Source organism: Seonamhaeicola aphaedonensis (assembly GCF_003386195.1).
GTDB lineage: Bacteria > Bacteroidota > Bacteroidia > Flavobacteriales > Flavobacteriaceae > Seonamhaeicola > Seonamhaeicola aphaedonensis.
Genome location: NZ_QRDX01000006.1, coordinates 263,243 through 283,776, shown reverse-complemented (window position 1 = coordinate 283,776; position 20,534 = coordinate 263,243). Strand labels below are relative to the sequence as shown.

Genomic DNA, 20,534 nt, shown 5'->3' with positions numbered 1-20,534 from the left:
TTTCATTGGTAGTTGGAGCCACTAAAATAAAGCTTTTTAATAAAAAATTAATTTTTTTTGAGTAGGAGGGTAGGAATTTTTAAAGTTAAATTGTTTTATCACCAAAAAGCTATGTTGAACCCAAAATCAAATATCATGAAAACTAATTGGAGAATTTTATTACTATTACCTTTTTTTGCCCTTTTAATGTTTACTTCTTGTCAAGAAGAAGTAGTTGACATTACACAGCCAACAGAAGCTGAAGCTTTAGTAGCAGATTCAGAGCTAACAGCTTTTGTTAGTGCTGCTTCTAAAATGGACGGTTCTAAAGACAATATTATAGACCGTGCCAGTTGTATTTCTGTTAAGTTACCACTTACAGTCATAGTTAACGGTGTTGAAATTATTATCGATTCGGAGGAAGACTTCGAAGTTATTGAGGCTATTTTTGACGAATTTGATAATGATGACGATAATCTTGAAATGATTTTTCCTGTTACCATTATTAATGCAGACCATGATGAAATAGTTATTAATAATGCCGATCAGTTTGAAGCTTATGCCGAAGCGTGTGGTGGAGAAAATGAAGAAGACGATGATATAGAATGTATTGATTTTAAGTATCCTATTTCATTTTCAATTTTTAATGCAGACTTCTTAATTATAGATACTGTTGAAATTGAAAATGACAGACAATTACACCGCTTTATAAGGAGAGTAAAAGAATATGAAGTTATTGCTAGTATTAATTATCCGGTTACTATGGTATTAGCAGATGGCAGCGAGATTCAAGTAAATAGTAATGAACAATTACATAATACTATCAGAGAAGCCAAAAACACTTGTGATGAGGATGATGATAATGACTACAATGATGATGACTTTACCAAAGAGCGTTTAGATAACTACTTAATTAAATGTCCTTGGTTAGTGCACGAATTTAAAAGAGATGCTGTTTCTTTAACAGATAGATATTTTGAATATGCTATCAACTTTAAAGAAGGTGGTGTAGTAGTAATGAGAGAAAGAAATGGTGATATACTTACTGGTACATGGCAAACTAGAGTTGTAGAAGGAAGGGGAGCTAAATTAAAAATGGAGTTTGAAAATTTAGCAGACTTTACGCTAGAGTGGTATATCTACGAAATAGAAGAAGGTAGAGTTAAAATTTATCAAGAAGACACTGGTAGAATTATCATGAAACGCAACTGTGATGTATTGATAGACCACACTAAAGAACGCGTTGAGAACTACCTACAAGAATGTTTGTGGAGAGTTACTGAATTAGATGTAAATGATTCTGACAAAGAAGAAGATTATATTGGTACACCTCTTAAATTTTTTGAAAACAATGTAGTAAAAATTAGAGTTGAAGGTGAATTAATAGAAGGATCTTACCAAGTATTGGTTAGACCAGCTGGAATTGGTTTGGAAATAAATTTAGAAGGAAGACCAGACTTAAAATTACAATGGTTAATAACCTTCTTAGGTGAAGACAAGATAAAATTGTCTAACGAAAATAATGAAATGGTTTTAAGAAGACACTGTCCAAATACAGATGGAGATTTAAACTATATTTTAGATATTCTTGTAAGTAGTGAATGGGAAGTGGCACTTTATGAAGATAGTGGGGTCAACGAAACTGCTGACTATTTTGGTTACAAAATAAGTTTCTTTGAAACAGGAAGAGTTAGAGTTACAGATCCAAACAATGGAATATTTGGAGGATCTTGGTTGTCCTTTAGAGATGATGGACAATTAAAATTAGCTTTTAATTTCAGTAATAATCAACCTTTTGATGAATTCAATGAAAGATGGAAAATAGTTGAAATTAATGAAAACCGTATTGAGCTTAAAGACATAAGCGGTGGGGATGGATTAATAGATATCTTGGTTTTAGAAAGAATACAATAATAAATTGCTTTTGGTTTATAAAAAAGAGAAACTTGGATTTTCGGTTTGTTAGGTTAGTTAGCTGAGTTTCCTTTACAAGAGCTATTAATTACAATATTAATAGCTCTTTTTTTATATCCTTTTTTAAACAATATTACCCATTAATAGCTTCAATTCCTTAAATTTGCAATTCTTAAAATTTCAAGAAACGAGCATTAATAAATTTTAAACAGATTTTCTCAAAGAGAATGTTCAAAATTTTTAATGTGAGAGCGTAGCGGTTGCACACGTTCTCAATTTTATAATTATAATAAAGATATTAATTATTAAAATTTATACGTGTCAAAATTATGTTTAATAATTTAAGTGATAAGTTAGATAAAGCCCTACACGTTTTAAAGGGTCATGGAAGTATTACTGAGGTTAATGTTGCTGAGACTTTAAAAGAGGTAAGACGGGCTTTACTAGATGCCGATGTAAACTTTAAAATAGCTAAAGATTTCACCAACAGAGTTAAAGAAAAAGCACTAGGACAAAACGTATTGACTACGTTGCAACCTGGACAACTCATGGTTAAAATTGTTAAAGATGAATTAACTCAACTCATGGGTGGTGATGCTGAGGGGATTAATTTGTCTGGTTCGCCAAGTGTTATTTTAATGTCTGGTTTACAAGGTTCTGGTAAGACAACGTTTTCTGGTAAGCTTGCAAATTATCTCAAAAATAAAAAAACCAAAAACCCTTTGTTGGTCGCTTGTGATGTATATCGTCCTGCGGCAATAGACCAATTACATGTGGTCGGAGATCAAATAGGTGTTGAGGTTTTTAGTGATAGAGGCAATAACGATCCGGTTGCCATTTCTAAGGCTGCTATTTCTCATGCAAAAGCCAATGGTTTTAATGTAGTGATTATAGATACCGCAGGTCGTTTAGCTGTTGATGAAGCGATGATGACTGAAATATCTAACATCCATAAAGCTGTTGAGCCACAAGAAACATTGTTTGTAGTAGATTCTATGACGGGTCAGGATGCCGTAAATACGGCTAAAGCTTTTAATGATGTCTTAAATTTTGATGGTGTTATCCTTACCAAACTAGATGGTGATACCCGTGGAGGAGCTGCTATATCTATCAAATCGGTTGTAAATAAGCCAATCAAATTTATTGGTACCGGTGAGAAAATGGAAGCCATTGATGTATTCCATCCGTCTCGTATGGCTGATCGTATTCTTGGTATGGGAGATGTTGTGTCCCTTGTTGAGAGAGCTCAGGAGCAATTTGATGAAGAGGAGGCTAGAAAACTTCAAAAGAAAATTGCAAAGAACAAGTTTGGTTTTGATGATTTCTTAAAACAGATTCAGCAGATAAAGAAAATGGGAAATATGAAAGACCTTGTAGGTATGATTCCTGGCGCTGGAAAAATGATGAAGGATGTTGATATTGATGATGACGCTTTTAAAAGTATTGAAGCCATCATTCATTCTATGACACCCAAAGAAAGATCAAATCCATCCATTATAGATGCGAGTAGAAAAAAGCGTATAGGAAAAGGATCTGGAACTTCAGTTCAAGAAGTAAATCAGCTTTTAAAGCAATTCAATCAAATGAGTAAAATGATGAAGATGATGCAAGGAGCTGGCGGTAGAAAGATGATGCAGATGATGCAGAACATGCGTTAACCTTGTTAGAAGTTAGAAGTTAGAAGTTAGAAGTGTCATGCTGAGCGTAGTCGAAGCATCTTAAAAAATGAAATAAAAACTTGGCGTCTTAGCGCCTTTGCGAGAAACAATATGACAATTTTAGACGGTAAAAAAGTTAGTAATGATATTAAAGAAGAGATTGCAGAACACGTGGCTTCAATGGTTTCAAAAGGTGAAAAAGTTCCCCATTTGGCAGCTATTTTGGTTGGGAGTGACGGTGCAAGCATGACCTATGTTAATGCTAAAGTTAAGGCTTGTGAGAAAATAGGTTTTGAATCTACTTTAATTGAATTACCCGAATACACTTCTGAAGAAGAATTATTAGATAAAATTCATGAATTGAATACTAATGATACTATCGATGGTTTTATAGTTCAGCTTCCCTTACCAGATCAGATTGATGAGCAAAAGGTATTAATGGCTGTAGATCCGGATAAAGATGTTGACGGATTTCATCCTACCAATGTTGGTAAAATGGCCTTAGATTTACCAACCTTTTTACCAGCGACACCTTTTGGTATTATGGAATTATTAGAAAGATACCAGATTGAAACTTCAGGTAAAAATGTTGTAGTTATGGGAAGAAGCCATATTGTTGGTCGCCCTATGAGTATTCTAATGAGTCAAAAGCGTCCAGCTGGTGATGCTACAGTTACGGTGGTTCATAGTCGATCTAAAAATTTAAAGGAAATAACTAAAGGAGCCGATATCATTGTGGCAGCCATAGGTATCTCGGAGTTTTTAACCGGCGATATGGTAAAAGAGGATGTTGTGGTTATAGATGTTGGTATTACTCGCGTGCCAGACCAAACCAAAAAAAGTGGATATAGGCTTGCTGGTGATGTGCATTTTGAAAGTGTGAGCAAGAAAGCTAGTTACATTACACCTGTTCCTGGAGGAGTAGGGCCTATGACCATTGCTATGCTTCTTAAAAATACACTGTTAGCAAGAGAAAGAAAGGCTTAATTTATCGTTTTCTTTTAACGGTTTTAGGTTTAAATTCTTTCGTTGAATCACTGATAAGTTTACTGAGCTCTCTATATTCTTCTTTTGAAAGTTCCCGAAATTTCCCAACAGGTATATCCAGTTTTATATTCATGATTCGAATGCGTCTTAATGTCTGCACCTCATAGTTTAAATGAGAACACATTCTTCTAATTTGCCTATTCAAACCTTGGGTAAGTATGATTTTAAATTTATTTGAGCTTAGTTTTTTTACAATGCAAGGTTTTGTAGTTTGTTTTAATTCTTCTAAGTAAATACCTTTTGACATACGCTCCACAAAAGTTTGTGAGATAGGTTTATCAACAGTAACTATATATTCTTTTTCATGATTGTTGCTGGCTCTAAGAATTTTGTTTACAATATCACCATCATCTGTAAGTAAAATGAGACCTTCGCTAGGTTTGTCTAATCTTCCAATAGGGAAAATGCGTTTATGGTAATTAATATAATCGATAATATTATTCTTTTCAACTCGAGTATCGGTTGTACAAACAATGCCAATAGGCTTGTTAAAAGCCAGGTATGTAAACTTATTTTTAGTGTTTTCAACTAATTCGCCATCAACATACACTTTATCATCTGGAGATAGCTTTGTACCTTTTTCGGGTACATTCCCATTTACGGTTACCCGTCCTGCCTCAATTAACTTATCTGCTTCTCTTCGAGAGCAATAACCAACTTCACTTAAGTATTTATTTATTCTTTTTAAGGGTTCGTTCATGTTACAAAAGTAAGCATCTTATTTTTCTAAAAATTCTAAAATATTCTCAGTTACTGCGTTGTCGTTCAAAGAGTGACCAAGGCCCTTAGTAGTAATGAGTTTACTATTTCGTAAGCTTTTGTTAATGAGTTTAGCATCGCTATATGGTATAACGGTGTCTTTAACATCATGAATTATAAGACCTTCGGTTTCAATGTCTTTAGAAAATTTAGAGGTTGAAAAATCACTAGGTGTTGCTCCAAACTTTTTAAAAATAATTTTATTGAGACTTTTTTTAATTTTTTTGTTGTATCCCAAAAGCTTGATATAACTTTTTAAGAGGCCTTCAAACTCTGAGGGCGTACCAAGCAATATCATTTTTTTTACTGATGCTAACTGATATTTCTGTTGAAAGAATACAGACGCCATACCTCCAACAGAGTGCCCAATAATCACTTCTGGTTGATGTTTTTTTGAAACTTTGTTAATAAACTCAGAGTACAAAAGAGCATTGAATAATTTACCTCCTGAAGCCCCATGAGCTGGAGCATCTAAAGCTACAACATTAAATCCTTGGTTTGTGAAACGTTTAATTTTGTTTTTCCAACGGGCGGAGTTGCTTTCCCATCCATGCACCAAAAGTATGGTTGCTTTATTCCCTTTCCAGTGGTATGTGGCAATGTCGAGATCTTCAAAGGTCAATAGTTCTTTTTTTGCTGAGTTTAAAAATCGTTTTTGAGATTCATTAAGTTTTCCTTTTCTAGGAATGGAGAATAGATGTAAGGCTTTGTTTGCAGCATAATCAGCAGAGACATAACTTAGTACGTTCAAGTATGATCCAACAAGTTTAATAATGAATTTTTGCATCAACTATTCAGCTTCTCTATTAACTAAATCCATTGAAAATGCTGGTGTACAAATAGCAATGTATTCACAGGGTTCTGTAAACGGATTTGAGTATTGAACTCTGGTATTTTTATTGATCTTTATAGACTGACCAGCTTCTAAAACTATCGTTTCACCTTCAATTATAAACTGTTTTCTCCCTTTAATGATAAAAGTGAACTCATCAAATTCAGGGGTTTGAAAAGGTTCTTTCCAACCAGCAGGCGCTTTCATATGGGCAATGCTTATATTAGAATTCCCATCGGTGGTTAACCCAAAATGTTCTTTTATAGATTTTCCGTCATTGGTTGGTACTACAAACGGACTATTTTGAATAATGTAGTTCTTCATTTTAATCTTTAAAGGGTTTTCGTTTTATCATACCACCTTTAATGTCTTTCACAATACCCATGATTAAAAAGGCTTTTCGGTCTATTTTATCAATTTCAGTTTTAATTCTGGGTAGCTCTAAACGGGTAACAACACTGTAGATTATTTCTTTTTCTGCACTTTCTCCTTGCTTTCCGTAACCACCTTTACCACTATAAACCGTACATGCTCTTCCCAATTTATTGGTGAGCATCCATTTTATGTCATCGTGTTTTTCTGAAATTATTGTTAGTCCTACATACTCTTCAACACCATCAACTACAAAATCAACAGTTCTAGCAGCCGCTAGGTAGGTTAAAATGGCATATAACGCCGTTTCTACAGAAAGCACGTAGGCACCAAAAGAAAATATAATAATGTTTATGATTAAAAGTACATCGCCAACGGTTAAGGATAACTTTCTACTTAAAAAAATGGCGAGAACCTCGGTGCCATCAATCACACTGCGCCCGCGCATAGACATACCTATACCCAAACCTAGAAAAAAACCACCAAAAATGGCGATAAGGAGTTTGTCTTCTGTTATTTTGGGGTAATCAACAAAATGTACAACAACCGCTAAAAGTGCTATGGCTACAATACTGCGAATGGCAAACTTTAGACTAACCGTTTTAGAGGCTAATATGATAAACGGGATATTCACTAAAATTAAAAGGATACCCAGTTCAATAGAGGTTATATTTTCTAGTAATAATGAAATACCTGTTGCTCCACCATCAATAAATTGATTAGGTAGTAAAAAACCCTTCAAGCCAAAACCTGCAGAAAAAATACCAATCACTATACAAATATATTCCCCAATGGTGTGGGTTAATTCTACTTGAAGTTGTCTAACAAGTGGTACTATTTTTTTCTTGGTAACCGCTTTTTTAGGGTTGGTCTTTTCAAGCTTTTTTCTGGCTAAATCAAATATTATTTTAGTTAAAAAGGGGTTCATTTATTCATTGTTAGTTATTCCAAATTAGAAAAAAATATTTGATTTTAGCAGCGTCAGGAATATGGGTTTCTTCAAATTTTAGGTTAAGATCAAACCTTAAATTGGCAGGTAATTCCTTTTTATCTATCACAAAACTAGCATTTAATTCTTTAACCGAAAGCACTATAGAATTTATACCATTGTCAATCTTAGAAATTTGGTAGGCATTATTAATGTCTTTAAAAGTGCTTAAAACAGAAATACCTTTGGGAGTTTTGTATTGAGGGTCTAAAATTTGGATACTCTCAATAACCGATGTGGAATCTGAAATTGTTTTTGGGGTTAGTATTAAGCGCTTTTCACCATTTTTACTAAATATTTCAATGTTATTGATGTTGCTTGTGAATTCTTCACTACCATCAAATTTTGAAATAGAGTCGTTAATAAAAATAGCTTCTAAATCTTTGACTTGAGTAGAATCTGTTAACAAACCAATATGCTGTTTAGAAATTTCAAATGGGTTTTGTTCTGTTTTACAGTTTGTAAAAATTAGGCAAAGTATAATGAGGCTTAAAAATGTTTTATACATTATTGAAATTAGTTTTTTATAAATTGGTTAATATAAATTTTAGGTGTTATTTTTTCATGACCTTGTTTAGAATGCCAAATACACTTCTAATAAATGTAGCACTTGTTAACACTTTAACAACAGGGTTCATTCTTTTGCTTCTACGGCTTGTTGAAGAACTTCTACTTTTTCGTTTTGCTTCTTCTTGTTTTAGAGCTTCTTGCTCTTTTTTTGCCTTTTCTTTAGCTTCTTCGGCTTCAGCTTTTTCTATCTTTTCATTTAATAATTCATAAGCACTTTCACGGTCAACTTCTTTGTTGTATTTTTTTGAAAGTTTAGATTCCGAAAGTAAGTGGCTTAATTCAGTGTCTGTTAAAACATCCATTCTACTCATAGGAGCTCGCATCATGGTTGCTGCCAATGGCGTTGGGCGTCCTTTTTCGTTTAGAGCAGAAACTAAGGCTTCACCAATGCCCAAAGAGGTTAGTACTTCTGTGGTATCATAGTAATCTGAGTCTGGATAGTTTTGCGCTGTTAATTTAATAGCTTTTCTGTCATTTGCAGTAAAGGCTCTTAAGGCATGCTGTATTTTTAAACCTAATTGACCTAATACTTCCTCTGGAACGTCGGTGGGATTTTGAGTTACAAAATACAAGCCAACCCCTTTACTCCTTATGAGTTTTACAATACTTTCTATTTGATTTAATAAAGGTTTTGAAGCTTCGTTAAAAATTAAATGCGCTTCATCTATAAACATTACTAATTCTGGACGGTCACTATCTCCTTGTTCAGGAAACGTAGCATATATTTCAGCTAGCAGACTCAACATGAATGTTGAAAAAAGTTTTGGTCTATCCTGAATATCGGTTAGCCTGATTATGTTAATATAACCTCTTCCATTTTCATCAATTCGCAATAGATCATCAACTTCAAATGAGGTTTCTCCAAAAAATAAATCGGCTCCTTGTTGTTCTAATTCAATAATCTTTCTGAGTATAGCACCTGTTGAGGCCGTAGAAATTCTACCATAAGATTCAGTAAATTCATCTTTGCCTTCATTAGTAGCATAGTGCAGTATTTTTTTTAAATCTTTTAAGTCTAATAAGGGTAGTTTGTTGTCGTCACAATATTGGAACAGAACTGCCATAACACCTGATTGAGCTTGAGTAAGGTCTAAAATTCTTGATAATAGAGTGGGGCCAAACTCGCTAACTGTGGCTCTTAAGCGCACACCGTCTTGCTCTGAAAGGGTTAGTATTTCAACAGGAAATGATTTGGCTTCAAAAGGTAATCCTATTTTTTCGTGCCTTTCGTCAATTTTAGGATGTCCTGAACTAGGTTGCGCTAATCCACTCAAGTCTCCCTTAATATCCATTAACAAAACCGGAATACCTTTATCACTTAAATTTTCGGCTAAAACTTGCAGTGATTTGGTTTTTCCGGTGCCCGTTGCACCAGCAATTAGGCCATGACGATTCATGGTCTTTAAAGGTATTTTTACATGAGCCCCAGTTATTGTTTCGCCATTTAACATAGCGGCACCAATGGGTATAAAGTCACCTTTGGTTTCATTCCCTTCGGTTATATAATTAAAAAAAGTTTCCTTTATATCCATACACTATTATTTTGTATAAAAATAGCATTACTTTATTAAATTGAGTAAACATTATTACAAAACAATTAACAATTGATTGTCATATATTATCTTTGCAGACTTATGAATACGGAAATACAAAAATTGGTAGATAAGGGAGATATGTTACCCTTAATGGAAGAATTTTACACCATTCAAGGAGAAGGGTATCATAAAGGAACTGCTGCTTATTTTATAAGAATTGGCGGTTGTGATGTGGGGTGTCATTGGTGTGACGTAAAAGAAAGTTGGAATGCTGATTTGCACCCACCAACAGCTACTTCAAAAATTGTAGATAATGCCAAAAAATATAGTGATACTATTGTGGTAACTGGTGGTGAACCGTTAATGTGGGATATGACTATGTTGACCACCAAACTAAAGGCTTTTGGGTTGAAAACCCACATTGAAACCTCTGGAGCTTATAAGCTTACAGGCGATTGGGATTGGATTTGCTTATCACCAAAAAAAATGAAATTACCAACTAATGAAGTTTATGAAAAAGCTCATGAACTAAAAGTGATAGTCTATAATAAAGATGACCTAAGATTTGCTGAAGAGCAGGCATCTAAAGTGAATAAAAACTGTATTTTGTACTTGCAGCCTGAGTGGAGCAAGCGTGATAAAGTTATTCCATTAATTGTGGATTATGTTATGCAAAACCCTAAATGGAAAGTGTCACTTCAAACACATAAATATTTGAACATACCTTAGTCACAAAAAAAGCTTCGACAAATCAAGATTTTTTTGTGATTTCCATCAAAAGTTATTTAGTAAAGGGTACAGTAACTCTAGTGGTTCCCCAACCTAAATGCATGTTAATAACATTGTTTTTTTCGTCAAAAACTATTGAGAAAGCTTCAAGAGACTCTTCATCTGAGACAACTGGAACAGAAAGTCTTGCAACATCATTAGCCTCATTATAAGAATAGGCCCCCCAAACATTAATATCTTTACTAATAATAGCTGTCCATTCTTTATCACCAGGAATAACATAAAAAGTATAAGTGCCAGCTTTAATTAGAGTATTTCCTAGGTGCATATCTTTGTAAAGAGTTAATTCTGGAGCTTCATTTGCACCTGTTCTCCAAACTTTACCATTAGGAGCAAGTGAACTTAAATCTCTATCTTTTAGTTGAGGTCTACTATAAATAATTCTAATTGCTTTGTTGGCTTCTTTATAACTTGCGGGAAATGCAGCTGCATCCATTGGGCTTTTATCTAAACCCCTGAATTTTTGTGCACTTAGGTTAGTTGAACATAACATAATAAAAGTTAAAGCCAGTAAGCAGATGATTAGTGATTTTTTCATAATTATAGTTTTTGATTTTGAATTTAGTATTGTGTCTTCAAGTTAATACAAAACTTAACATAAAGAGTGTTAAAGTTTACAAAAAAACTTCAGGAATACCGAAGCTTTTTAACTCAACGATATAAATGAAGTTATTTCTTTATCACCTTCACATTCATTTCCTCTACTTTTTTATCTGATAGTGGTGATGGTGCTCCAAATAATAAATCTTCACTGGTTCCTGTTTTTGGGAATGCCATAACTTCTCTAATAGAGGCTTTCTTTTCAAGAATCATCATCAAACGGTCTACCCCCCAAGCAATACCACCATGAGGTGGTGCACCATAATGAAAAGCCTTGTACATGGTACCTACACTCTTCATCATGTCTTCTTTGTTATAGCCCATATTTTTGTAAGTAGCCTCTAGTATTTCAGGTTTGTGGGCACGTACTGAACCACCTCCGATTTCATAACCATTCAATATTAAATCATATTGTTGGGCTATAATTGAGCCAATTTCGCTCTCATCACCATTTAAGTGTTTTTCAATGTCATAGGTAGCTGGCATTGAGAAGGGGTTATGTGTAAAAGTCCATTTGCCTTCATCGGTTTTTTCAAACATAGGAAAATCAATAACCCAGGCAGGTCTTAGTTCTTTTGGATTTATTAGCCTAAGCATTTTACCCATTTCTTGCCTTACAGCATCTAAGGCTTTATTTGCGGTAGCATAATCGGCCGCAGAAAAGAATACAATATCACCAACTTCAGCATGGGTTGCTTTTATAATATTGGCAGCGATATCTTCTCCTAAAAATTTAATGATAGGCGATTGTAAATCGTTTTCGTTAACAATAATGTAGGCTAAACCACCCAAACCATGCTCTTGAGCAATAGCGGTTAATTTTTCTATTTGCCCTTTAGACATGCGTTGCTTACCCTGTTCTTTTGCAGAAACTTTAATGCATTTTACAATACCACCCTCATCAATAGGTTTGCTGAATACTTGGAAAGTTGTGTCTTTTACAATCTCAGTAATGTCTTGCATTTCTAAACCAAAACGAAGGTCAGGTCTATCACACCCATACTTGTCCATAGCCTCTTTGTAAGTTAAAACTTTAAAAGGTTTTAAAATCCATTTTTTGCCATAAACATTTTCAACAATTTCATTGAACATGTAGGTGTTCAAATCCATAATTTGTTGCATACTAGCATAGGCCATTTCAATATCTAACTGGGTGAATTCTGGTTGACGGTCACCTCTAGAGTCCTCGTCTCTAAAACAGCGTGCAATCTGAAAATATTTTTCATAACCACTAACCATTAACATTTGCTTAAATTGCTGTGGTGCCTGTGGTAAGGTATAAAACGAACCAGCTTCTTTTCTTGTTGGAACAATAAATTCTCGAGCACCCTCATCGGTTCCTGCACTCAAAATTGGTGTTTCTATTTCAAGGAAGTCCTGTTGGTCTAAAATATCTCGCAAGAGTTTAATGACCTTGTGTCTATTTCTAATCACGCGATGTACGTCGGCATTTCTGTGGTCTAAGAACTTGTACTGAAAACGCGTAGTTTCGTTTGTTTTGGTGGCGCGTTTAATTTCAAAAGGTAAGGTTCTAGAAAGGTTCAGAATTTCTAATTCCGAAGTTTTCATCTCAATGGTTCCTGTTCTTAAACTTGGGTTAAAATCATCTTCATGACGTCTCACAATGTTACCTGTTACCATGATAACAGATTCTGGTTTTAATTTCACCAAGTCATCTAAGTTAGGGAATGATTCTCTGCTTAAACGTACTTGAAAAATCTCATTACTGGAATCTCGTAAGTCAATGAACATCAATTCACCATGGTCACGAACACTAGAAACCCAACCTGCTAAGGTCACTTTTTTAGTAATTGAGGCTTCCGATAGGTCTGTAGCAATATGTGTTCTGTATTCATCTTTTACAATTATGGGTATTTCTGGCAATACCTCTTCTTGTTGTTTCGTTGTTGGTCGTTCAATATCGGCAGTGGCACCCTTTTTATTGCGGTCTTCGGTCTCTGGTTTACTGTCATTTTCGGTAGATAAAGCATTTAAAATACCTTTTCGAATCACTTTTCCAGAAGCCCCTTTGCCAATTATGCCAATAACTTTTCCGACTAAAATACCAGCTTTACCTTGGTTTCCAGCTTTAATATCGTTTGCAATAGCCTCATTTTCATTAATAATTTTGGCAATAGCATGGTCAATTTTTTCTTTTGAAATGGTATTGTCTTCAAAATATTTGTTGTAATCAAAAGTTCTATCTTTCAAATACGAAGTAATAGCATTTTGAACTAGGACAGAGGTTATTTTTTCCTCTTTAAACAGTTTGAAAATTTCAATAAGATGTTCAATTCTATAAATATCGGCATAGTCATCGGCACCGATATTATTTACCAGTGTTTTAGCAACAAAAGATGGGTCATTAAGCTCTTTGTTTAGAGTCATAAACGTTTTAGAACGTAGGGCATCGGCAGTAAAGAATTTAGCATCTTGAGGCAATACGCCACCTCTTATTAGAATACGTTCTACAGAGTATGGCAATGCGCTAATATCAACATCAATAGATTCTACAACGTTTTTGATGTTTACAAACGGTAAATCTGGCTCAGAGATGAACCGATAATCAGCTTCATACTCCTTTTTGCGCATGGTTTTGGTTTGCTTTAAATCTGCATCAAAGAGCACGGTGGTTTGGTCTGGTCTAAATTCTTTATGCTCTAAATAATAATTTAGTTGTTTTTCAACTTCTTCTTTTAAAGCCTCAGTCATAAACTTAAATGAGTTGAGGTTTTTAATCTCAGTTCTTGGGTTTAAGTTATAACTACGTTTTTTTCGAAGCGACACCGAAACATCCGATTTAAACTCTCCTTTTTCAAGGTTTGCTTCAGAAATTTTTAAGTTCTGAACAATACGTTGAAGGTATTGTGCATATGTTGAAGCATCTTCAATATGATGGATACAAGGCTCTGTTACAATCTCTATAAGTGGCACACCAGCTTTGTTGAAATCTACTAGTGATACTGTTTTTTCATGCATTAATTTGGCAGCATCTTCTTCAATATGAACTTGGGTTAGATTGACTGTAAATTCACTTCCATCGTTTCTGAAACAAGACACTTGTCCGTCTGGAATAATTGGATTATGAAACTGAGTTATTTGTATATTTTTTGGGTTGTCTGGATACTCATAATGCTTTCGGTCCCATGAAATAACATCATTACTAAAGGTTGATTTTACGGCTTTTCCAAAGTAAATAGCTTTAGTAATGGCTTCTTTGTTTACGGCTGGAAGTACCCCCATTTGACCAGTGCAAACCGAGCAAATATGCTCATTGGGTGTTTCTGTTTCTTCATTAGGACAAGAGCAGAAAAGTTTGGTTTTTGTATTTAACCGGATGTGAGTTTCCAACCCAATAACCAATTCTAATTCATGGGCTTTTAGTATCTCGTTTAATTGCTCTAAATCCATTATATCGTATCTTTTAAGAAGTTAGCAAACTTCAAAACAAGTTCGTCATTGTCTTTTGCGGCTGTTATTTGTAAGCCTGTCTCAGTGCCCTGAGGTACTGTTAAAGTTGGTAGCTGCCCTAAACTAAACCCTACAGTGTAAGCGTCACTTAAATACATGGCTAGTGGGTCTTTCAAACTATCGCCAATTTTTGGTGGCGTACCGGGTGTTACTGGAGAAATAATTACGTCAACCTCGTTAAAATCATCTTCAAAATTTCGTGAAATTTGGTCTCTTAATGCGAGTCCCTTTAAATAAATTTCGTCACTAAATCCTTGCGATAAAACTTGATTTCCACCAACAATTCTTCGTTTCGTTTCTTCAGAAAAATTTTTAGAACGCGTTATAGAATAACTGTCTTTTAAGTTGTCGCCCTCTATTCTATTTCCGTAGTTGGTACCATCTAAGCGAGATAGGTTAGAGGCAGTTTCGGCCATTGCTAAAGTATAATACGTTGAAACCAAAGTGTCAGATTTAAAGAAATCTAAAGCTTTTACTTTAATACCTTTAGCTTTAATCTTTTCAACAACTGAAATAAAATCGCTTTTTACCTTAGGATCTATAGCCTCACTTTTAATAAAATTTTTAAAATATCCAACAGATTTGACGGAACCATTTGAAGCTATTGTTTCTTCGGTAATAGGTTCTGAAACATAAGTGGTTTGGTCTTTAACATCCTTACCACTCATAACGTTCAGTACAATCCTAATATCTTCAATAGATTTAGCAATAGGTCCAACACAATCTGTTGATGAGGCGTAGGCCATTAAACCATATCTTGAAATACGCCCATAAGTAGGTTTTAAACCATAAATACCATTATATCCTGCAGGTTGACGAATAGAACCTCCTGTATCTCCACCAATGGAAAATACCGTAAATTCTTTGGCAACATTAACTGCAGAACCACCACTTGAACCCCCTGCTACTAATTCTGGGTTTATAGCATTTTTAACCGCACCAAAAATGGTATTTTCACTGGATGATCCATGTCCAAAACTATCGCAGTTTTCTTTAACAATAGGAATGGCACCAACATCTAGAAGTTTCTGAATAGCTGTTGCAGTATAGGCCGATTTGTAATTTTTTAATAAGTCTGAACTAGCTGTAGTATAGGTGCCCTTAAGCATATAAACATCTTTAATGCCAAACGGAATACCCTCTAATAAACCAATGGTTTCTCCGTTCGCTATCTTTTCGTCAACTTTAATGGCTAAAGCTAAGGCATAGTCTTCCAAAAGACTATTAACCGTGTTGTGTGTATTGGGTTTTAATAAGTTTAGTTTTTCTTTTACTAGGTCTGAACAAGAAATTTCTTTTTTGACTAGTTTTTGGTGTATGGCTTTAATTTGAGACTCCATCATTATTCTTCAATCACTTTGGAAACAACTAAGTACCCATTTTTCTCTTTAGGAAAATTGTCTTTTATGATTTGTCTTTCGGTGGCCGAACTTTCAATTACGACATCCTCTCTTAAATCATCTATTGATACCGCTTTATTATGATTACTATTAAAAGTGCTGTTATTTGATGGGTGTGCATTTTTAATCACATCAAATAGTTTACTTACCGCTTCTGAGGGTTTTGAGCCTTTAATACTCGACAGAACGTCGACTGTCATAATTTTACTCATGTTTCAAATTTTTTAATTAAAAAAGCCTCCCGTTTTTGGAAGGCTTTTAATATTTTTGAACAATAACCTTCCTGTCCTAAAATTTAGGATTATTGAAATTATTATTGTTGTTGTTATTTCTCATTTTAACACGCCAAATATATACAGAATATACGTAGTAACCGTATTTTTTTTCAATGTCCATTTCATTATTGTCAAATTGATAAAATTTTGATTTTAATTTTATGGTTTTTAAACTATTTATTGTAATTCTTAATGTTTAAAGTTCGTTTTGTATAATAAATTGTTACTCTTTCAATAGTTTTGCTCAAATAAATGATTTAGTGTTAAGTTATGATCTAGTTTCTCTATAACCTACGGATGATAAATTTAACATTGTCACATGGTTATTTTTCATGAGGAACTAAATTTTAATTACACACCTATTTTTGGTCTATCTTCAAGTTTAACTATAGGTTCTGTAAAGAATTATTTGTTATTTGCTTTTACTTATGAAGATATAAATAGACTTTATTTTAATGATATTTGATACTGCATCACAGCCATTCCTTTATAATCTTTTTGTTGAAAATTATCGGCATCAAATATCGGTCTGTGTTGGTATCCTAAACTTATTTTATTATCGTGTGAACCATTTACTAAAAAATTTATCGTAAAATCATACACTGTCATTTTATCTGATAATTTATCCCAATTAGAGTGTTGTATGGCTATATTAGGTTGAATCACAACGTTTTGATTTAAAATGTCTGTTTGTTTAAACGCATATCCAAATTGCATGTACCATGTTGTTCCTGTACCAATCATAGGGAAACCAACACCAGATCCATTAAAATCGATGCCACCACCAGATGTTGGGTTATTGGCACCAACATTTCTTATATAATCTTTACCAAAATCATAATCATAATAGCCAAGGTAAGCGGTAATAGCATCCCCATTTACGAGAGGTAAGTTTAAAAACGAGTCTACTGCGAAGTGAGACATGTCGTATAATGTAGTTGTTTCTAATTGGGCGTCACCATCACTCATGGCATCAGACTGGAATTGAAAACCAGCACCTATATTAAATACTTTTTTATTTTGTATATAGGTGCCTGTTTGGTAGGCAGATTTATTAGATTCATTTTCAAAAAATTGATATTTGACATACCCTGAAGTTTTTACTCTGGGTTTGTTGTTGGCAAAATTCACATCACCTTCTGGGATTGATGTGACAAAAAAAGGTCTGTTAAAAGCTAATCTATAATCAAATTTTCCAGCCTGTCCTTTAATCCATGCGCCAAACAACCTACCAATATCATCATTTTTTTCAACCGAGTTTAGCGTAAAAAGTGGTGAGTCTAAACCCATTAATGACTTACTAGAACGTATATTCCATCGGCTTAAACCTTGCCAACCAGATTTACCTACACCAACTTCAAAATACTTAGCAAATGTATATTCGGCATAAAGATCCAGTATTTCTAGAGGAAGGTCCTTTTGTTTAAAATTAAAATTGTTGCCACCAAAAATGGCGTATAAATATATTTTTGGTGTAACTTGGCAGTTCACAGGGATACGTAACCTACGAATAGATATATCGAAAAACTCAGAGGTAGGCTCACCTTGAATTACAGATCCTTCATTTAAGTCGGAATACCGTAGCCATATTTGTGAAGTTATATTCCAGTTTATTTTTGGTTTCTCTTCTTTATTCTCTTGAGAAAAAAATAAAAAGGGAGTCAATAGCATCAAGGTAACAACAAATCTTTCCCTGGCGTTTCTAGAAAATATCATTTTAAACTATTTTTAAAAGATTTAAAGGGCAAAACTAAAAGTAATATAGATTATATAAAGTGATAAGAGTCATGTTTTAATAGCTTTATTTAAATAAAAGCTCAAACTAATCTTTTTTAACTAGTTTCAAATACTTGTCTTAGAGTAAATCATGAGGTGTAAAAGATTTTTGTTAAGGTTGAGGTTTTGCATTTGTAAAATAAACCATCAAAATCAATTTTAAGATACTTTTAAGCCTTTTTAAGCGACTTTCATACTAATTAACAATTGTTGATAATTTTTGCACAAACTCCATAAAAAGCTTTTCAAAGGCTTCTGCATTTCGTATATTTGTTAGTGGTAGAATGATGCATGTGCGTCATTTTTTTGTGTAAATGAGATTCTAGATTTTCTAGATGAAATCGATAAATAATCTGTGAAATGAATTAATCCCGTTTAAAAACGGGAACTTAACAAACAAAAGCAAAATTAAAGAAAAATATGAGCGAAGAAGCTAAAAAACACAATTATTCAGCCGATAGTATTCAGGCGCTAGAAGGAATGGAGCATGTACGTATGCGTCCTTCTATGTATATTGGTGATGTTGGGGTAAGAGGTTTACATCATTTAGTGTATGAGGTGGTGGATAACTCTATTGATGAGGCTTTGGCTGGACATTGTGATACTATAAAAGTTACTATAAACGAAGATAATTCCATCACTACTGAAGACAATGGTCGTGGTATTCCCGTGGGTATGCACAAAAAAGAAGGGGTGTCTGCACTAGAGGTGGTTATGACTAAAATTGGAGCTGGTGGTAAATTCGATAAAGATTCTTACAAAGTATCTGGTGGTTTGCATGGAGTGGGAGTAAGTTGTGTGAATGCCTTGTCTGAGCACTTAAAAGCTACTGTTCATAGAGAAGGAAAAATATGGGAACAGGAGTATGAACGTGGTAAAACTTTGTATCCTGTAAAAACAGTAGGTGATTCTGATAAAACAGGAACACTTGTAACTTTTAAACCTGATCCTACTATTTTTACTCAAACAGAAATAGAATATAATTACGATACTTTGGCAAGTCGACTTAGAGAATTGGCATTCCTAAATAAGGGAATTACCATTACTCTTACAGATAGGCGTCACAAAAATGAAAAGGGTGAGTTTGAAGGAGAGACATTTCATTCAGAAAATGGTCTTACAGAATTTGTAAAGTATCTAGACGGGAATAGAGAACCCTTAATGCAAAGTGTTATTGCTTTTGAAGGAGATAAAAATGGCGTTCCTGTTGAGGTAGCCATGATTTATAACACCTCTTATGCAGAGAATCTGCATTCTTATGTAAATAATATTAATACACACGAAGGAGGAACACATCTAACTGGCTTCAGACGAGGGTTAACCCATACTCTAAAAAAATATGCTGATTCGTCAGGATTAACAGATAAGTTGAAGTTTGATATTTCAGGAGATGATTTCCGAGAAGGTTTAACGGCTATCATTTCTGTAAAGGTAGCCGAACCTCAGTTTGAGGGGCAAACCAAAACAAAACTTGGTAATAGAGAAGTGTCTGCTTCTGTAAGTCAAGCGGTTTCTGAGATGTTAACTGATTATTTGGAGGAGCACCCAGACGATGCGAAAACCATTGTTCAAAAAGTAATTTTAGCGGCTCAAGCGCGTCATGCAGCTCAAAAAGCTCGTGAAATGGTACAGCGTAAAACCGTCATGAGTATTGGTGGCTTACCTGGTAAATTAACAGATTGTTCAGAACAAGATCCAGAAAAATGTGAGTTATATTTAGTAGAGGGTGATTCGGCAGGTGGAACTGCTAAAGCAGGTAGGGATAGAAATTTTCAAGCTATACTGCCGCTAAGAGGTAAAATTCTGAATGTTGAAAAAGCAATGCAACATAAGGTTTTCGAAAATGAAGAAATTAAGAACATCTTTACAGCACTTGGTGTAACTATTGGTACCGAAGAGGACAGTAAGGCATTAAATATTTCGAAATTACGTTATCACAAAATTGTGATTATGTGTGATGCCGATATAGATGGTAGCCACATTGCAACTCTAATCTTAACATTCTTCTTTAGGTACATGAAAGAATTGATTGAGAACGGTCATATATATATTGCAACACCGCCGTTATATTTAGTAAGAAGAGGTGCTAAAAAGCGTTATGCTTGGTCTGATAAAGAACGCGATGAGATTATAGCGGAGTTTGGAGATGGTTGTAAAATACAACGTTATAAAGGTCTTGGTGAAATGAACGCTGAACAATTATGGGATACTACAATGAACCCAGAATTTAGAACCATGCGACAAGTGCAAATTGAAAATGGTTCTGAGGCAGATAGAATTTTCTCTATGCTAATGGGTGATGAAGTTCCACCAAGGAGGGATTTTATTGAAAAAAATGCTATTTATGCAAATATAGACGCATAATTTTAAACAATAAAGTTTAATCTAAAACCCCTGTAATTATTTTCATTGCAGGGGTTTTTATTGTTAAATGAGTTGCTAAATACCATGGTAATTGAGATAATGTTATTGATAAATGTTTGTTGATTATTGTAGTGAGAAAGAATAAAGTGTCTAATAAATGAGGGTTTGAGTAGTTTATTGTAATACAAAAAAATCGATTAAATGT

16 protein-coding genes are annotated in these 20,534 nt (G+C 34.1%); 5 read left to right on the top strand and 11 right to left on the bottom strand.

Annotation, left to right across the window (positions count from 1 at the left end; translation table 11 throughout):
- Window positions 1-135: 135 nt before the first annotated feature.
- The 3 genes from DFQ02_RS11385 to folD all read left to right on the top strand — a co-directional run bounded on the left by DFQ02_RS11385 (window position 136) and on the right by folD (window position 4,538).
- Window positions 136-1,893 (top strand): hypothetical protein, encoded by a 1,758-nt coding sequence (locus tag DFQ02_RS11385; RefSeq protein ID WP_147297765.1) that lies wholly within the window; start codon window positions 136-138, stop codon window positions 1,891-1,893.
- A gap of 329 nt (window positions 1,894-2,222) precedes the next feature.
- The gene (gene ffh / locus DFQ02_RS11380) at window positions 2,223-3,551 is read left to right on the top strand and encodes a signal recognition particle protein (RefSeq protein WP_116524558.1); all 1,329 of its coding nucleotides are present in this window, start codon (window positions 2,223-2,225) and stop codon (window positions 3,549-3,551) included.
- 111 nt (window positions 3,552-3,662) lie between these two features.
- Window positions 3,663-4,538, top strand: coding sequence for a bifunctional methylenetetrahydrofolate dehydrogenase/methenyltetrahydrofolate cyclohydrolase FolD (folD, locus tag DFQ02_RS11375; protein ID WP_116524557.1), 876 nt, complete (start codon window positions 3,663-3,665; stop codon window positions 4,536-4,538).
- 1 nt (window position 4,539) lies between these two features.
- Here the strand turns inward: folD and DFQ02_RS11370 are convergent, their stop codons facing one another.
- From DFQ02_RS11370 to DFQ02_RS11345, 6 genes are read right to left on the bottom strand one after another with little or no spacing between them, the layout of a single operon-like run.
- Window positions 4,540-5,298: a pseudouridine synthase gene (locus DFQ02_RS11370; RefSeq protein WP_116524556.1), complete on the bottom strand. Its 759-nt coding sequence runs from the start codon at window positions 5,296-5,298 to the stop codon at window positions 4,540-4,542.
- An 18-nt stretch (window positions 5,299-5,316) separates the two neighbouring features.
- Complete coding sequence (locus DFQ02_RS11365; RefSeq protein ID WP_116524555.1) at window positions 5,317-6,144, bottom strand: alpha/beta hydrolase; 828 nt, start codon at window positions 6,142-6,144, stop codon at window positions 5,317-5,319.
- Between the two features lie 3 nt (window positions 6,145-6,147).
- The gene (locus tag DFQ02_RS11360) at window positions 6,148-6,513 is read right to left on the bottom strand and encodes a cupin domain-containing protein (protein WP_116524554.1); all 366 of its coding nucleotides are present in this window, start codon (window positions 6,511-6,513) and stop codon (window positions 6,148-6,150) included.
- Between the two features lies 1 nt (window position 6,514).
- Window positions 6,515-7,489: a YitT family protein gene (locus tag DFQ02_RS11355; RefSeq protein ID WP_116524553.1), complete on the bottom strand. Its 975-nt coding sequence runs from the start codon at window positions 7,487-7,489 to the stop codon at window positions 6,515-6,517.
- Window positions 7,490-7,499: 10 nt separating this feature from the next.
- Window positions 7,500-8,057, bottom strand: a complete 558-nt coding sequence (locus DFQ02_RS11350; RefSeq protein ID WP_116524552.1) for a hypothetical protein — start codon at window positions 8,055-8,057, stop codon at window positions 7,500-7,502.
- Between the two features lie 46 nt (window positions 8,058-8,103).
- Window positions 8,104-9,651 (bottom strand): helicase HerA-like domain-containing protein, encoded by a 1,548-nt coding sequence (locus tag DFQ02_RS11345; RefSeq protein WP_116524551.1) that lies wholly within the window; start codon window positions 9,649-9,651, stop codon window positions 8,104-8,106.
- A gap of 102 nt (window positions 9,652-9,753) precedes the next feature.
- On the opposite strand from DFQ02_RS11345, the gene DFQ02_RS11340 reads away from it, so the two are divergent.
- Window positions 9,754-10,383, top strand: coding sequence for a 7-carboxy-7-deazaguanine synthase QueE (locus DFQ02_RS11340; protein WP_116524550.1), 630 nt, complete (start codon window positions 9,754-9,756; stop codon window positions 10,381-10,383).
- 52 nt (window positions 10,384-10,435) lie between these two features.
- Here DFQ02_RS11340 and DFQ02_RS11335 read toward each other — a convergent pair whose 3' ends face one another.
- From DFQ02_RS11335 to DFQ02_RS11315, 5 genes are all read right to left on the bottom strand, one after another.
- Window positions 10,436-10,981: a DUF2911 domain-containing protein gene (locus DFQ02_RS11335; RefSeq protein ID WP_116524549.1), complete on the bottom strand. Its 546-nt coding sequence runs from the start codon at window positions 10,979-10,981 to the stop codon at window positions 10,436-10,438.
- Window positions 10,982-11,112: 131 nt separating this feature from the next.
- The gene (gatB/aspS, locus tag DFQ02_RS11330; protein WP_116524548.1) at window positions 11,113-14,454 is read right to left on the bottom strand and encodes a bifunctional amidotransferase subunit GatB/aspartate--tRNA ligase AspS; all 3,342 of its coding nucleotides are present in this window, start codon (window positions 14,452-14,454) and stop codon (window positions 11,113-11,115) included.
- A complete protein-coding gene (locus tag DFQ02_RS11325; RefSeq protein ID WP_116524609.1) occupies window positions 14,454-15,854 on the bottom strand; it encodes an amidase family protein in 1,401 nt (466 codons plus the stop codon). Before DFQ02_RS11325 ends, gatB/aspS begins: the two co-directional genes overlap by 1 nt.
- 2 nt (window positions 15,855-15,856) lie before the next feature.
- The gene (locus tag DFQ02_RS11320) at window positions 15,857-16,126 is read right to left on the bottom strand and encodes a hypothetical protein (protein ID WP_181896408.1); all 270 of its coding nucleotides are present in this window, start codon (window positions 16,124-16,126) and stop codon (window positions 15,857-15,859) included.
- Between the two features lie 510 nt (window positions 16,127-16,636).
- Window positions 16,637-17,905: a porin gene (locus tag DFQ02_RS11315; protein ID WP_116524547.1), complete on the bottom strand. Its 1,269-nt coding sequence runs from the start codon at window positions 17,903-17,905 to the stop codon at window positions 16,637-16,639.
- A 480-nt stretch (window positions 17,906-18,385) separates the two neighbouring features.
- Between DFQ02_RS11315 and gyrB the strand changes: the two genes are divergently transcribed.
- The gene (gene gyrB, locus DFQ02_RS11310; RefSeq protein WP_116524546.1) at window positions 18,386-20,329 is read left to right on the top strand and encodes a DNA topoisomerase (ATP-hydrolyzing) subunit B; all 1,944 of its coding nucleotides are present in this window, start codon (window positions 18,386-18,388) and stop codon (window positions 20,327-20,329) included.
- The last annotated feature ends 205 nt before the right edge of the window (window positions 20,330-20,534 follow it).